Below are 14,959 nucleotides of genomic sequence, written 5' to 3' on the forward strand. Positions count from 1 at the left end.
TTCATATCTTTGACACAGGTGATAGACCCACTAGGAACAGGCTTTAGTCTGAAAAGTATAAATTTAGTGGGTTTTTAACCTATGAATAAAAACAATGGAATTGGTTTTTTACAGTCTTCACCCTCCCTTTCCCAAAAATCGGAATACGACGTTGACGCTCAAAAGACAGTGGAGAAGGTAGAAAAACAGCAGGGGATGCTTATCTCTTCCGATTCTCCAACACCACTCCCACCCGTAGTTTCAATCCCCATATTGATGTATGGAGGAATTGCAGTAGCCGTCATTATTTCAATGAGTTACTTTTCCCAAATCCAATTGAAGTTGATTACTGAACTAATCAAAACACTAAACAAAAAGACCAAGTAGTTTGCTAGCTCTACTCACATAACAAAATCAGCAGTCAGCCTTGGAAGTTGACTGCTGATTTTATTAACCTCTGAAACTATGCCCCGACAGCTTCTTTGGCGGCGTACAACACCTCAGCGTTAATTTCCTTGAAACCCCGATCGCGGGCAAATTTCTCAGTATTACGCTTTACTTTGCCGCGAACAAATCCCGGAATCTTATTCAATTCTGCTTGACCATCTTTTGTCCAATTCAAATCAGAATCAGCAGAAATTCCTCTAGTAATTACTTCTTTGGTATCGTGACCACCGAAGATTTCTAATAGGTGATCTTCCATTCCCAAAGTGAAGGAATTGTAGATCAAATCTGTAATCTGATTCGTGCCTTCGTAACCCATAAATGGTTTGTAACCAATGGGGAAGTTTTGGACGTGGATTGGTGCAGCAATTACGCCGCAGGGAATATCCAAACGTTTACCAACGTGGCGTTCCATTTGGGTACCGAAAATTGCGGAGGGTTCGACACGAGCGATCGCATCCCCAATTGCACCATGATCTTCGGAGATTAGCACTTCATCGCAATACTCGCTCACCTGTTCGCGGAACCAGTCTGCATCATATTTACAGTAGGTTCCAGCCCAAACAACATGAATCCCCATTTCTCGCGCCAGAATCTTGGTGATGGCGGCGGCGTGGGTGTTGTCACCAAAGACCACAGCTTTTTTGCCAGTCAAGTTTTGACAGTCAATTGAACGGGAGAACCAAGCAGCCTGAGAGACATGCAGGGTTTGCTCATTGATGAAGTTTTCGTAGTCAACTTCTGCGCCTTGAGCGTTAATTACCTGCTGAATCTTGCGAATACAACGGGCAGTTTCCACTACACCCATTGGAGTAATGTCTATATAAGGTGTGCCAAATTGTTCTTCCAGGTAACGAGCTGTGGTCAAACCGAGTTCACGGTAAGGCACCAGGTTAAACCAGGCTTGGGACATCTTTTTCAAGTCATTCACCGAAGCACCTTCGGGAATTAAGGTATTTATCTCAATTCCCAAGTCAGCCATCAACCGTTTCAGTTCGGTGCAGTCGTGATTATTGTGGAAACCAAGGGTGGTAGTACCGATGATGTTAACTGAGGGTTTCGCAGTTTTGCCCTCTGGCAATTCGCCCCGCTTCCGGGCTTTTTCAATGTAGTATTGGACGATTTGATCCAAAGTGCGATCGGCGGCTTGCAGTTCGTTGTAGCGGTAGTGGTTCACATCCGCCAGCATTACGTCTCCTTTCGCTTCCAACTGCGATCGCTCAACAAAGTTGTGCAAATCCTCTTGCAAAATGCTGGAGGTGCAGGTGGGAGTTAACACAATCAGATCCGGGTGTTCCTCGGCATCCTTGCGGATGATGTTATCTACCACCTTCTCTTGAGAACCGCGTGCCAAAACGTTGCGATCGACGACACTGGTTGTTACCGGAGTAAAATTCCTTTCCCGCGATAGCATGGAGCGCATGACGTTAAAGTAGTCATCGCCAATGGGGGCGTGCATGATCGCATGGACATTTTTAAAAGAGCTAGCGATTCGCAGAGTGCCGATGTGGGCTGGGCCTGCATACATCCAGTAAGCCAATTTCATGTTTGTGTTCTCCCTTTTCAATAGAAATAACACGGAGTCCGATAAGAGTGGACTATAAGTGCTTGATTATTATTAAATCGTTTCTGATTGTCTCAAAACTTGTAGCCCTAAAGAAGTGAAGACTTGTAAGGGTTTTATCTGAGGTGCGTAGGTGTAGGCATCGCTCAAACCGAGTTCCTGATTGGAATCTAGCTTCTGAATTTAACAATATTACTGTTGTTTTTTTAAAATAAATCTTAATTTTTCGGCAAATTAAAATCTCGTTTCCAGCCTCTGGCTGGAAATGCTCATCATAGCGGCTCTGCCGCAAGTCTTAAGGCGGAGCCTCCTATAGGTATTCCCAGTCAGAGACTGGGAACGAGAGAACAATGGCAAAATTCGGGAGAGTATAAATTAATTTGGAGAGGTGTTAGTTACTGCCGAAAAATTTCTACTTTTTCTAACACTACGTCTTGATTAGGACGATCTCTAGTCGTAGGCACGTTGGCGATGCGGTTGACTATATCCATACCTTCGACAACTTTACCAAAAACACTGTGTTTGCGGTCAAGATGAGGCGTTGGCCCTTCTGTAATGAACCATTGCGAACCATTAGTACCGCGTCCTGCATTTGCCATTGAGAGGATACCGGCACTAGAGTGTTTCAACTCAGGATGAAACTCATCTTCAAATTGATATCCCGGGCCACCAGTACCCCAACGGTTGGCCATATCTGGATAACGAGCCAGGGGATCGCCACACTGAATCATAAAATCAGGGATAACTCGGTGAAAGCGAATTCCATCGTAGGCAGGAGTCCCTTTCTGAGATTGACCTGTCTTAGGGTCTTTCCAGTCGATTGTCCCGGTTGCTAAACCTACAAAATTTTTGACGGTATTGGGGGTTTTGTCTTCCTCCAAACGAACTATAATTTGACCCAAGGAAGTAATTAAACGAGCGTGCAATGTGCCATCACCGGGAATATTAATTTCTGGAAAATCCATGAGCTATCCTATGAATGAAAACTTCTAGTATTTGACCTACGATAAGCTTATCAGCATTCAAGTTACAGGTTTACAGATTACGAAAAAACTGAACCAAGGAAACTTTAGAAAACGAATATTTTACTCTGGTAAATTAATCGCTGGATTACGGCTAAAGAATCCTCTAGGTACTAGCTTAAAGCCAACTTGGTGAACAGGCATCACAGGCCAATCTTCCGATCGCGGAATATGAGTTACGCCCATTGTGTACCACAGTACGATATCTTCACCCATTAAGGACTCATCGTCAGCAATATATTTTGGCAAACCCTGTCCGGGTTGAGTCTGGTTGGGATAATCACCACCAGCATAAAGTTCAGTAGGTTTATATTTTGTTACCCAGACGTGGTGAGTCGCAAATTCTGCCTTTTGACGGATGTTTGAGCCTTCCACAGGGAAAAATATGGAGTTTCCTTCAGGCATCAGCATATATCCAGGTGCAGCGCCTAGAGCATTCTTTTTGTCTGCGCTAACAATCATCCATTCCCGACTGTGTTTCATATCCAAATCGCGGACAGCAGCCGTTTCTTTTGCTAATGGGGTTTCTGTAACTGCGTAGTTTACCGCCGTAGGCATCGCATTTCCTAAAGGATTTTTCTCATCCATCGGCAAAGCTTTCACATTCATTTCCATCACAGAATTAGCCTGACCATCGACATCGAAATCTAGGCGATAGTTGAAAAAGTGCTGGTGATTTACTCCAAAAATATTCTTAGCAATTAGCCGACCATAGGAATCATCCTCAGATTGCTTTTGGGCAGCCGTTCCCTGCGCCAGTACGATACCCGTTAATTCATTTTGGACTTCCAAAGTCCCATCTTGGTGAAAAATCCAATTAATGCTGTAATCATAGTTGTCAACGGCCGCAGTCATCGACATCACTAATTCTCGACTGCGACGCACATCATTACGCTGAGTATTATACTCATAGTGTTTCCACAGCATTCCGCGATCGCGTTCATAGATACCGATAATCCCTGGTATCTTATAAGGTTCTCCCTGCTCATTAGCAAATACAGCATCCAGCAAAAGACCGTTTTCAGGAATTTCTTTACCTAAGTCCATCGTATTTGCTAGCAAACCAAGGTTGTATTCCCCAACATCAAAAGCATTCCTAAACGACCAAGTGGGATCTGGATCGCCGTAAGGAACTACCATCTCTGATAGGCTAGCGCGGTATAAAACTGGTCTGATATCTTTTCCGTCGTCGTGTGTTACTTGGTACAGCACCAATCCACTACGAGGATGCATTAAATAGCGAAACTTCCAACCTTGCCAGCTAATTTCATTGTTATTAATTCGGAAACTTGCACCATTTGGTTGCAGAATCTTTAATGCTTTAGGCGCTGAAAGTAATTTACCCAAGGACTTTACATCATAATCCCAGTTTTCTTTAGAGAAAGGTACGTTTCCTCTGTCAACAAAACTGGCGATTTTACCCGTGTTCAAATTGACTGTTGCTAAGACTCCTTCAATCGGACTACCGTAATAGTTCCAGCGATCGCCTTTGTAATAAGATAAGGCTCGACAAAGACGATTACCTGTTGCTTGTTCCTGTTGACTCAGGATTCCTGGTGCCCAACAACTGATTTTGACTTGATCAAAATCTGTAATTCCCCGCTTTCGCATCGCTGTTTGCCATCGGGAATCGGCTTTAACTACCTGAGTTGCCAGTTCATATTCTGAAGCGACGATCGCAGGTTGAACAGAGGGTATTTCTTTCCAGGAATTTAAAGTTTTGCTTGTGAGATCAACAATTCCCTCATAGGTTTTGTTTTGCGAACGTTCATAGATTACCAAAAAAGCTTTTCGCCCAAAAGCTTTACCAGGTGTAAATTTCAGAACTTCTTCTTTATCTGGTTCTTCTAAGGCAATAAGTGGAAAAGCTGCCATTTCACTCAAAGATTTTTCTCTTTTGATCACTGAAACGGCTGTGCTAATTTCTGCCTCGGTTAGCGAAGTGAGAGGATGGGAAATCGAAGGCTGTTGAGCCGTCAATATTCCGATTAGTCCCAGTGAGATAGAAATGACAACAATGATGGCAATAGCTAGCCACAAAAAACGCTTTAGCCGCTTAATCATCTTTTACATTTTTACAAAAGACGTATAGTTATCTATTTCCAAGCCTAAGCATGAAAACCGATAAATTAAGAGGCTAAAGCCAAATTAATTTGTTAATAGTTGGGGAGTAGGGAGTAGGGAGAAATAAACAATGCCCAATTTACGCAGAAACTAAACGACGTAAAGATTCAGCACGGCGTTTAGCAATAGGGTTATTTGGAGCCAATTTTAGTGCTTCTTCGTAACTTTGTAACGCCTGAGTAGTTAACTTTTTTTTCTCATAAGCGTGACCGAGATTATTCAACCCTGTTACGTAGTCTGGTTTAGCTTTTAGGGCTTCTTTATACTGACGAATTGCTAGGTCATATTGCTCTTGGATAAAATAAATATAACCCAGCCCGTTGTAAATAGGGGCAATATTTTCTTCCCCCTCTTCTTGGGCAGCTTTGATCGCTTTTTGAAACAGCAGTATCGCTTGGGAATACATTTTTTTGTCTGAATAAATACTGCCTAACTCATAATATTCTTGAGTCGTACCCTTTTCTTTCTCTAACTTCTTCCGCAATCTTCCAAAAGAGCCTTCAATCTTGCGAGTTTTGAAAATCTGCCGAAAAACACTCACGGCTGCAATTGTGAGTATAACCACCAAAACTGAGAGATAAACAACGGCTAGACTGTTATCCATTGCTGCAAATACAAATATTAAAAGTTACTTCTGTAATCTATTATCAGCCTATTGGGGATGAGGGAGATAAGGATAATTATCTTAACTCCTGTACGCGATTAATCCCATCTCTCTTGTACAGACGCGATTAATCGCGTCTCTTACGGTAAGCCCCAATATTGAGAGCGTTGCTGGAGCCAACCTGATGCTAAGTAACGAGCGATCGCTTGATTGACATTCCGTCTTAATTCATCGTACTGCAATCCCTTGGGCATGACTACAGACAAGGGTTCAGTTGATAGCTTAATTGGCAATAGCCGATATTGGGGATATTGTTGCACCCAACCACTCAGAACGCTAGCATCTGCGGCAAAGGCAAAGGCGGCATTAGTTTCTATTTGCGATCGCGCTTCGTCATATGAATTCACTCCTACCAACTTTGCATTTGGCACATAGTACCGCACTTGAGCAATGGTGCTGGAGTTATTGAGTACAGCAATTTTTTGTTTTGCAAAATCACTCAATTTCTGTACAGAGGGATCTTTTGTAACTAATACAGTGCTATCCAAATAGTAGGGAACACTGAAACTAACTATGCGGCTGCGAGATTCGGTTGCTGTCACCCTAGCGATCGCAAAATCAACTTTCTTGTCTAAGACTACAGACAGGCGATCGCTATTCGCTACAGGTTTAAACTTGACAGCCTCGGCTTTCCCAACCAAATCAACTGCCAAGCGCTGTGCCAAGTCAATTTCCAAGCCTTGCAAATTGCCACTAGCATCTCTAAATCCCAAGGGACGCAAGTTATCCTTAACGGCAACAGTTAGATAGCCTCGCTGCTGAATTTCTGGCATTTCGGCAGCAGATGCAGTTAATCCCGTCCCCACTATAAACAAACAAAAAATCCAAACAATAGTGGCGGACAATACCAGATGTAACCGAGTAATTACTTGCCATCTGTTACATCCGTTATACATCCGTTGCCACCTTTATCCTTTAGCTTGATTTGCCAATTCAGCAACTTTGCCGAAGCTAGCTGGATCGAGGACTGCTAATTGTGCCAACATCTTGCGATTTAGTTGGATATCAGCTTTTTTCAAGTTACCGATCAACTGGCTGTAACTCAAGCCGTGTTGCCTTGAAGCAGCGTTGATGCGGGTGATCCAAAGGCGACGAAAATCGCGCTTTTTCTTTTTGCGATCGCGGTAGGCACTGCGTAGCGCCTTCATCACTTGTTGGTTGGCGGTTCTAAACAGAGTTGAGTGAGAACCGCGAAAACCTTTAGCTAGTTTGAGAATTTTATTGCGGCGCTTCCGAGCTACATTACCGCGTTTTACCCGTGTCATAACTTATTTCCTTAAATACTTACAAATATGGGAGCATCAAGCGCACGTTAAGTTCATCGCGTTCATGTACAAGCGCACTCTGACGCATACTACGCTTTTTGTTAGAACTTTTGTGTTCTAAAAGGTGGCTTTTGAACGCTTTACGACGGACGATTTTGCCGGTGCCGGTGGCACGGAATCGCTTCGCTGCGGCTTTACGAGTCTTTAGTTTAGGCATGGTTTAGCTTTAATTCGACACGATCCATAATTATATACTATTTAAATTGCTCGAATGGCAACTAAATAAACGATTTAACTAACCACGATCCGTGTAGATAAAATTAATTTCACCGATGGATGAAGTAAATATAGTCGAATATGACCCACGTTGGCAGACTTTGTTTGCACAAGAAGCCGAGCGTATTTGGCAGGCACTAGGCAATGACTTAGTTGTGGAAGTTGAACATATTGGCAGTACGGCAGTACCAGGAATGGCAGCCAAACCAGTTATTGACATTATGGTAGGGGTACATTCCTTAATAGATGCGAAATCTGCTGTTCCGATATTAGAATCTTTGGGATACGTTTATTGGCGTGAAAACCCACATCCAGGACGGATGTTTTTTGTGAAAGGAATGCCACCATATGGAAAGCAACGTACTCACCATGTTCATATAGTCGAGGTGAAGAGCGAATTTTGGGAACGCAAGCTATTTTGCGACTATCTCAGAAGGCATCCTGAGGAGGCGAAACGTTACGAAGCTTTAAAACGCGATTTGGCGGCAACTTTTAGGAGCGATCGCGAGGCTTATACCAATGGTAAAAATGACTATATCCGGGCTGTGATGTCAAAAGCGCGGTGTGAGTAGATGGGGAAAATCGCTTTTGTCAAACGGACTTCCAAAAAAAAATATCCCAAAACTGAAGCAAAAATCCTCTCTATTTCTCCTCTCTCTGTGTTCTCTGCGTCTGGAGTGGTAGCCTGCGGCAAGCCCTCCGGCTTGGTGCAGTCGCTCATCGGGGAAACCCCCTGTTCCCGCGCTGCTTCACCGCTCCGCGTCTACGTTTATTCCGATAATTTATTTCTTGGAAATCCCAAATGCAGTTTTAAGGAATATCCTCACTTAAGAAAACTGTATCTAAATCCCGATAACCACTGACAATACGTGCAACTTCCACACCACCATCAAGGGGACGATAAAATATCAAGTAATCTTCTACCGGCAAACTCCGTAAACCGTTGCCAAAATTATCGCAACTTTGCCCCATATTAGGAAAATCAGCCAACAGCTTACACTGCTGTTTAATTTTTTTGTTGAGTCTTTGAGCTGCACCAGGATTAAAGCGCGTAATATAACTGCTAATTTCTTTCAAATCTAATCTAGCTGAAGGCGCTAAAATACACCTACTCATTATTTAGCAGCCTCAGCTTGTTGCATTTGAGCTTGGGCGCGTCGAATGTCTTCCTCTATTTCTGCAAATACCTCTTCACCATCAATTCCTTCACCACGTTCGAGTTCTTCGATACCAACTTGGATTTTAGCTTTCAATTCTGCTAGACGCTGTTCTCGAATGCGATCGCGTTCTTCTAGCAACCTCAATGCTTCACCCATCACTTCACTAACTGAGTGATATTTCCCACTACTAACTTTATCCTTAACCAACTGCTCCAGTTCTGGGGTCAAAGATATATTCACAACTATTACCTCATTCCATTTACCCTATATCCTAACCGACAGGGGTTAGAGCAAGATTAAAATAATTCGTATTTGAATCAATTGGGGTATAAATCTCCAATTAAACCTCGTCTAACTTGAGAACTGTAGTTTTTTACCAAAGTTTTGCGATTGCTTCCTTCGTCGCAATGACACAACAGAATAATTCAAAACTCCAGGTTTCAACATGGACGAGGTTTAATTAAAGATCACCAAGAAAGCCAATTACGTGCCAGTGTTTCACCAATAATTACGTTAGCGCAGCGTTAGCGACGTAGGAGCGTCATTACGAATTACGTTAGCGAGTATTCGTACTCCTGCGGAGGACAAGCTACGCGCTGCGTCTCGTAGAGAAATTAGTTAATTCGCTGCTGTTTGGGCTTCTTGATAAACTATTTCTTGAAACTGGATCATATCTTTTTGCGGATCGGCGTGGCTGACTTTCACCAATATCTGTTCGCCCAACTTGACAGAACGTTTGAAAACCATTGGTAATTGCAAGCCCAAATCTTCTAACAAAATTAGGGCCAAGTTACTGTCTTCTCGCAGCCACATCAACACTGTCACATCCCAAGTTTCCTCTGGATGACGGCGTAAATACTCTAGAGCATAATATCTATTAGTTTGCCGTTCCACCATCGTCACCTCTTGGGTGATGCTGGTGACAGTCATCATTACTTCTTTTAGTTGTTCTGCGGAAAATGGTAAAACTTCACCCCGTAAGTGGGCTTTAAGTTGAAAGTGGGTAAGTAAGTCACTGTAGCGACGGATGGGAGAGGTTGCTTGAGTATAGGTATCTAAACCCAAACCAGCATGACGCAAAGGCGTAATGCTCATTTCACTTTTAGGCATACAACGACGCATGGCGCAAGCGCGAACGAATCCAGCCGGAAGTAGGAGCAATTCCTCATCTGGAGGTAATTCTGGTTGTGGTTGACCGCGAAAGGGCAAAGGTATGTTATGAGCTTTACCATACCGAGCCGCAACTTCACCGGCAAGAATCATCATTTCTGCTACCACTTGCCGCGATGGGGAATCGTCCAAAATCTCAATGTTGATCTCGTCATCTTTGACTTTGATCATCGCTTCGGGCATAGTGATGCTAATTGCTCCTTGGGCGTAACGCCAAGCTTTGCGCCTCTGTGCCCAACTAGCGATCGCGGCAATTTCTGGTTCTGCTTGTACGCGTAATTGCAGCATTTCATCTACATCTTCGTAGGTGAGGCGATAAGTCGGCTTAATCAAGCTGGTATGAATGCTGTAATCTTCTACTACCCCACTTGTACCTAAAACTATCCCGAAACTGAGGGCGCAACAAACCCGTCCCTGAATCAGACTCATTGGCCCAGTTGCCAATACCTCTGGAAACATGGGAATCATCCCCGTAGGTAAATAGACTGTACTACCCCGCTTTCTGGCTTCCAAATCTAATTCATCTTCCGGTACTAACCATCTAGTGGGATCGGCGATATGCACCCAGAGGCGTTCTTGTCCATCGGGGAGTACTTCCCAACTCAGACCATCGTCGATCTCTGTGGTAGTTTCATCATCAATGGTGTAGACCTTCAGGTGAGTCAGATCCAGGCGGTTGGTATCTGAGTCAATCGGCGGGAAATCCAAACGCTGTTGCGCCACTTCTAATACCTTATTAGGAAATTGAATTGGAATTGAAGAACGACGCAGGAACAAGTTTTCATAAGGACTCCAGCAACCCAAATCTACCAATAGTTGAAAGGCCCCTTGGGGTGTTGTGGGCCGTCCCAGCATGGTCATAGTTTCTAATACTGGAGCGCTTGGCGGATAAGCGCGAGCCAATGAGTCATAATTGACCCCCATCCGCACGGTGTCAGCAAGCAGCGCTGCGTATTTTTCTAGTCCTTCTAAGCGTTGGCGATCGTGCCGCCCCCACTCTATTGCTTCGCCTTTGAGCGCCTGCTCTACACGAGTTAAAAATTCCTGCTGTCCCTTAGCTTTTAGTGCCTCTACTTCCAGCTGGTGCTTGCGTTCTGCCACTTGGGCAGCAGTTCGCGGCTCGTAAGCGTCTCCTTTTTGCTTGAAATAGAGTTTATCGTCTGATAACAAGCAATAGGCGGCGTAACAATGAGGCGCGGCTGATTCAGAAAATAGCAGATTCGCCATTTGGTCTGGGGTGACTGTTTCCCCATCTTCAACCAGTAATTCCCAAGCTACTTCCAAGCTAGATGGATCTAAATAAGGCTTAACCTGCTCCGAAAAGCTGGCAATCTCAGAGGGCTTGTAAGTCTGTCCGTTAACTGTATAAGTTATTTGTCTGGGCGCGAGGCTGTGCGATTGACCACGTTCGTCTACCACAAACCACCGGGTTTTTCCGTCTGGACGTTCTACGATGCCCAGACGGCGATCGCCTTGAACCCTAAATTCAACTAGCGTCCCCTTCTCCACAACTCTCGCACTCTAATAATTTTAGATTTTAGATTTTAGATTTTGGATTTTATAACTGGTGTCAAATCCTAAATCCTACCGTTTTTCATTCAGCAATCTATTTTACACTCTCTGATTCAGATTTGAGATTTTGGACTCAGAAAGACAAAGCCAGATGTTTATTTAAATGCAGCTTCTCTTTATAATCCAAAATCCGTCTTGCAAAGCTCTGATCGGAGGAAACCTCCGCTCAGACTTTCCGCAAAATTCCAAATCCAAAATTGCTTTAGCCTTCAGCGTTGATGAATGGCAACAAAGCCACAATCCGCGAACGTTTAATTGCTAATGTCAACTCTCGCTGTTGCTGAGACGTAAGCCCAGTAATCCGACGTGGCAGTATTTTACCCCGCTCGGTGACAAACTTACGCAATAAATCAACATCTTTATAATCGATTGGTTCTCCGGGCTTGATCGGAGAAAGGCGACGACGGAAATAACTCATCTTTACTTAATTTCCTTGTGAACGGTATGTTTATTGCAGTGGGTGCAGAACTTTTTCAGTTCTAGCCGGTTAGTGGTGTTGCGGCGATTCTTGGTACTGGTATAACGGGAAACACCAGCAGAACGCTTGTTTGAATTTGTCCGACACTCGGTACACTCTAGTGTCACAATTATGCGGGCGCCTTTACTCTTAGCCATAATCTTACAAACAGTGAAGCCTGAAGAGAATTAACACAAATGACTATCTTCTCACATTCCGCCGCATATTATCAACTAATCTTTTGATTTTTATGTCGAGCGAGTAGCCACGACGCGACGAAACTATGAAAGTTCCACAAAAGCGATCGTGTAAAGCCTGCCGCATCTGGGTATCAGAGAAGGCAGTCCCACAATCAATTGCGAGGGGAAGTACTAGCAGTATAGCAGTGGGATTGGCTCTAATATTGCTCAGGGCAATTGACACGAAAAGGGCACCAAAGCCGATAATTGCCTCTCGCTTCACCAGTGAGAGCAAATCTGGAATTCTGCCCATTACTTGCCCATTTTCGACTGACAACACCTTTAAATCGAACGCCCAACGCCCTAAACTTTGCCCTTGATTGTTATATACAACCAGCACCCGCAAAACCAGCCAAAGTATTACGAAAACTAAGATTTCAACAAATTGAATACCGATATCGCCGCCTCCCAGTAGGGAGCTGACTAACCAGACACCAAGGAAATCAAGCCCCAATGCCATACCTCGCCGCCCAATATCAGCCTTGGGATAGTGTTTTTGGGGAACTCGTTCGATTGTCATACAAAACAAGTATTTTTATTTAGGGGTTGGGAAATAGCGATCGCTCATAATTTCCAACATTATATACTTTCTTAATTGAGTGGTCAGTGTTACTTTCCGAGATACTATTATTTTAAATTTAGTACAACCGTTGGATAATCAACGGGATACACAAGTTGTCGATTTATTGGCAGCCGATAGTCGCATTTTAGCAACACCTGTTACTAGTCCGCTAGATTTTCACTGACAGAAAACTTGCTATTTTTTTGATTGTTGCTAACTTTCCCCAAATCACTTGAGTTTTCATTCTGTTTATGGGAAATATTGTATTGTTGTAGAAACTTAATTTTAATTAATTTGGAAGTTGTACCTATGACACATCTGTTTGCTAAAACAGCTATTAGTCTGGTGGCGACTACTGGTTTAGTGTTAGCGATCGCCATCACCGCTAACGACCTAGCTCATGCTGCTGAGTTCAAATTTAACTGGAAAGGAGACACTGGTTATCTAGCTCAAGGTTCATTTAATTATGATACAACAACTGCTCCAAGCATCATTTCTGAAGCAGGTTTGGGAGCTACGAAGAACTTGCAGTCCCTCTCAATTTCCTTCTTTGATCCATCCAGCACTCTAATAAATAGTTTCACTCCAGTGTTTAGTGGTGTATCTAACTACAGCTTTTTGAGATTCAACTTTGATAGCACGAAAGAGCAAATCTTTGGCTCATTCGATGTTGGCAAGGATAATAACCTTCTTGGTGACACATGGCTGAATAATAATCTCGCACTCATAGACGAAGGTTTTAGTGATCAGGTTTTAGCTAAAGAATTTCGTTTGAACAGTAGAGATGCAGCAGCCAAAGAGCAAATACTAGATTTAAGTAACAATTCGGTTCAGGTATCCAAAGTAAGAGAAGGAAGCATAATTATAGGTTTACTAGCAGTGTGTAGTTTCGGATTTACCCTCAAGCAGAAATTCAATCAAAAATTTAAAATCTAAAATTGAACAGTGTTACTTTACAGGGATAAAGAAAAAAGTTGGAGGCGATCGCTATGTTATCAGTCAGCGATGCAGAAGCAATTATTTTAAATTTAGTACAACCGTTGGATGATCAACGGGATACAGAAGTTGTCGATTTATTGGCAGCCGATAGTCGCATTTTAGCAACGTCTGTCACCAGTCCGCTAGATTTTCCCCATTGGGATAATTCGGCAATGGATGGTTATGCAGTTCGCTACGAAGATGTGCAACACTCTAGCACCGAACAACCAGCCGTTTTAGAAATTGTTGAAGAGATTCCGGCTGGATATCAGCCCAAGTCTACGATTGGGGCAGGACAAACCGCAAGGATTTTCACAGGTGCGGTGATGCCAGCAGGTGCAGATACTATAGTTATGCAAGAGAAGACACGTCGCGATCAAAACCGCGTATTTATTCTGGATGCGCCAAAACCGCAAGAATTTGTCAGACAAAAAGCATCTTTTTATCAAGCTGGAGGACAACTGCTACCAGCAGGAATTAAGTTAAATGCCCCAGAAATTGCCGTATTGGCAGCAGCACAATGTCCGCAATTAAATGTTTACCGCCGTCCGCGTGTGGCAATTTTTTCTACTGGTGATGAGTTGGTATCAGTTGATCAACCGTTGCAACCAGGGCAGATTGTGGATTCTAACCAGTATGCACTGGCAGCTTTGGTAAGACAAAGTGGGGCAGAACCGTTAATTTTAGGCATTGTTAAGGATGATCCAGTTGCTCTGGAAAAAGTCATTGCCCATGCTGTTGCGATCGCTGATATAGTTCTCTCTTCTGGTGGTGTCTCAGTGGGAGATTATGATTATGTTGACAAAATTCTCGACTCATTAAGAGCAAAAATCCACATTCGGGCTGTACAGATAAGTCCAGGAAAACCCCTTACCGTCGCCACCTTCCCCAGTACAGACGCGATTAATCGCGTCTCTCCACTATACTTTGGTTTACCAGGAAACCCTGCTGCTGTGTTGGTGACATTTTGGCGGTTTGTGCTACCAGCAATCAAGAAACTTTCGGGAATTACTGAAGGTTGGGAACCAGTATTTTTGAAAGTGCGATCGCATGATGAATTGCGATCAAACGGCAAGCGCGAAACTTACCTTTGGGGTAAATTGCATTTAGTTGATGGAGTTTACGAATTTCACAAAGCTGGTGGTAGTCACAGTTCTGGCAATTTAATTAATTTAGCTCAAACTAATGCCTTAGCTGTTCTACCGATAGGTAAAACATTAATTTCCCCAGAAGAAGAGGTGCAAGTTTTACAGCTTTTTAACGGGTAATAGGGAGTGGGGAGTGGGGAGTGGGGAGTGGGGAGTGGGGGATGAGGGAGAGTGAGAATTTTAGATTTTAGATTTTAGATTTTGGATTAAAGAATTGAAATTTAATCCAAAAGACGCTCTCTACGAACGCGAATAGCGTGTCGCAGACAGACGCTCTTGCTAGCTTGTCCTCCGCAGGAGTACGCGGACTCGCTCTCCGTGGCGCTATCGTCAAT

Annotated in this window: 17 protein-coding genes and 1 pseudogene; 5 read left to right on the top strand and 13 right to left on the bottom strand. The window is 43.5% G+C overall.

What is annotated here, in order from left to right; all coding sequences use genetic code 11:
* Positions 1–81: 81 nt before the first annotated feature.
* On the top strand, positions 82–366 hold the full coding sequence (locus tag HWQ23_RS31855; protein WP_292837652.1) for a hypothetical protein: 285 nt from the start codon (positions 82–84) through the stop codon (positions 364–366).
* 76 nt (positions 367–442) lie between these two features.
* On the opposite strand, the gene bchB is transcribed toward HWQ23_RS31855, so the two are convergent.
* From bchB to rpmI, 7 genes are all read right to left on the bottom strand, one after another.
* On the bottom strand, positions 443–1,969 hold the full coding sequence (gene bchB, locus HWQ23_RS31860) for a ferredoxin:protochlorophyllide reductase (ATP-dependent) subunit B (RefSeq protein WP_292837654.1): 1,527 nt from the start codon (positions 1,967–1,969) through the stop codon (positions 443–445).
* A gap of 413 nt (positions 1,970–2,382) precedes the next feature.
* Positions 2,383–2,952: a peptidylprolyl isomerase gene (locus HWQ23_RS31865; RefSeq protein ID WP_292837656.1), complete on the bottom strand. Its 570-nt coding sequence runs from the start codon at positions 2,950–2,952 to the stop codon at positions 2,383–2,385.
* Between the two features lie 120 nt (positions 2,953–3,072).
* Positions 3,073–5,073, bottom strand: a complete 2,001-nt coding sequence (locus HWQ23_RS31870) for a primary-amine oxidase (protein ID WP_292837658.1) — start codon at positions 5,071–5,073, stop codon at positions 3,073–3,075.
* Between the two features lie 139 nt (positions 5,074–5,212).
* Positions 5,213–5,737: a tetratricopeptide repeat protein gene (locus tag HWQ23_RS31875; protein WP_229472156.1), complete on the bottom strand. Its 525-nt coding sequence runs from the start codon at positions 5,735–5,737 to the stop codon at positions 5,213–5,215.
* A gap of 140 nt (positions 5,738–5,877) precedes the next feature.
* Complete coding sequence (locus HWQ23_RS31880; protein ID WP_292837662.1) at positions 5,878–6,693, bottom strand: transporter substrate-binding domain-containing protein; 816 nt, start codon at positions 6,691–6,693, stop codon at positions 5,878–5,880.
* Positions 6,694–6,705: 12 nt separating this feature from the next.
* Entirely contained in the window at positions 6,706–7,062 is a 357-nt protein-coding gene (gene rplT, locus HWQ23_RS31885) for a 50S ribosomal protein L20 (RefSeq protein WP_069069781.1), read from the bottom strand.
* A gap of 19 nt (positions 7,063–7,081) precedes the next feature.
* Positions 7,082–7,279, bottom strand: a complete 198-nt coding sequence (rpmI, locus tag HWQ23_RS31890) for a 50S ribosomal protein L35 (protein WP_196521814.1) — start codon at positions 7,277–7,279, stop codon at positions 7,082–7,084.
* 115 nt (positions 7,280–7,394) lie between these two features.
* Between rpmI and HWQ23_RS31895 the strand changes: the two genes are divergently transcribed.
* Complete coding sequence (locus tag HWQ23_RS31895) at positions 7,395–7,910, top strand: GrpB family protein (RefSeq protein ID WP_292837666.1); 516 nt, start codon at positions 7,395–7,397, stop codon at positions 7,908–7,910.
* A gap of 238 nt (positions 7,911–8,148) precedes the next feature.
* Here HWQ23_RS31895 and HWQ23_RS31900 read toward each other — a convergent pair whose 3' ends face one another.
* The 6 genes from HWQ23_RS31900 to HWQ23_RS31925 form a co-directional block, all read right to left on the bottom strand.
* A complete protein-coding gene (locus tag HWQ23_RS31900; protein ID WP_292837668.1) occupies positions 8,149–8,454 on the bottom strand; it encodes a type II toxin-antitoxin system RelE/ParE family toxin in 306 nt (101 codons plus the stop codon).
* A complete protein-coding gene (locus tag HWQ23_RS31905) occupies positions 8,454–8,738 on the bottom strand; it encodes a type II toxin-antitoxin system ParD family antitoxin (RefSeq protein ID WP_292837670.1) in 285 nt (94 codons plus the stop codon). The genes HWQ23_RS31900 and HWQ23_RS31905 overlap by 1 nt, the downstream gene beginning before the upstream one ends.
* A gap of 378 nt (positions 8,739–9,116) precedes the next feature.
* The gene (locus HWQ23_RS31910; RefSeq protein ID WP_292837672.1) at positions 9,117–11,177 is read right to left on the bottom strand and encodes a ribonuclease catalytic domain-containing protein; all 2,061 of its coding nucleotides are present in this window, start codon (positions 11,175–11,177) and stop codon (positions 9,117–9,119) included.
* Between the two features lie 265 nt (positions 11,178–11,442).
* Positions 11,443–11,658 (bottom strand): 30S ribosomal protein S18, encoded by a 216-nt coding sequence (gene rpsR, locus HWQ23_RS31915; protein ID WP_012411240.1) that lies wholly within the window; start codon positions 11,656–11,658, stop codon positions 11,443–11,445.
* 2 nt (positions 11,659–11,660) lie between these two features.
* The gene (gene rpmG, locus HWQ23_RS31920) at positions 11,661–11,855 is read right to left on the bottom strand and encodes a 50S ribosomal protein L33 (RefSeq protein WP_196524501.1); all 195 of its coding nucleotides are present in this window, start codon (positions 11,853–11,855) and stop codon (positions 11,661–11,663) included.
* Between the two features lie 43 nt (positions 11,856–11,898).
* The gene (locus tag HWQ23_RS31925) at positions 11,899–12,456 is read right to left on the bottom strand and encodes an RDD family protein (protein ID WP_292837674.1); all 558 of its coding nucleotides are present in this window, start codon (positions 12,454–12,456) and stop codon (positions 11,899–11,901) included.
* A gap of 79 nt (positions 12,457–12,535) precedes the next feature.
* On the opposite strand from HWQ23_RS31925, the pseudogene HWQ23_RS31930 reads away from it, so the two are divergent.
* From HWQ23_RS31930 to HWQ23_RS31940, 3 genes and pseudogenes are all read left to right on the top strand, one after another.
* Positions 12,536–12,676 (top strand): annotated as a pseudogene (locus HWQ23_RS31930) (gephyrin-like molybdotransferase Glp); the annotation flags it as partial.
* Between the two features lie 131 nt (positions 12,677–12,807).
* On the top strand, positions 12,808–13,434 hold the full coding sequence (locus HWQ23_RS31935) for a PEP-CTERM sorting domain-containing protein (RefSeq protein ID WP_292837676.1): 627 nt from the start codon (positions 12,808–12,810) through the stop codon (positions 13,432–13,434).
* Positions 13,435–13,487: 53 nt separating this feature from the next.
* The gene (locus HWQ23_RS31940; protein WP_292837678.1) at positions 13,488–14,744 is read left to right on the top strand and encodes a molybdopterin molybdotransferase MoeA; all 1,257 of its coding nucleotides are present in this window, start codon (positions 13,488–13,490) and stop codon (positions 14,742–14,744) included.
* Positions 14,745–14,959 lie beyond the last annotated feature (215 nt).

The sequence above is a fragment of the Nostoc sp. JL33 genome, from assembly GCF_017114985.1.
In the GTDB taxonomy this organism is placed as follows: domain Bacteria; phylum Cyanobacteriota; class Cyanobacteriia; order Cyanobacteriales; family Nostocaceae; genus Nostoc.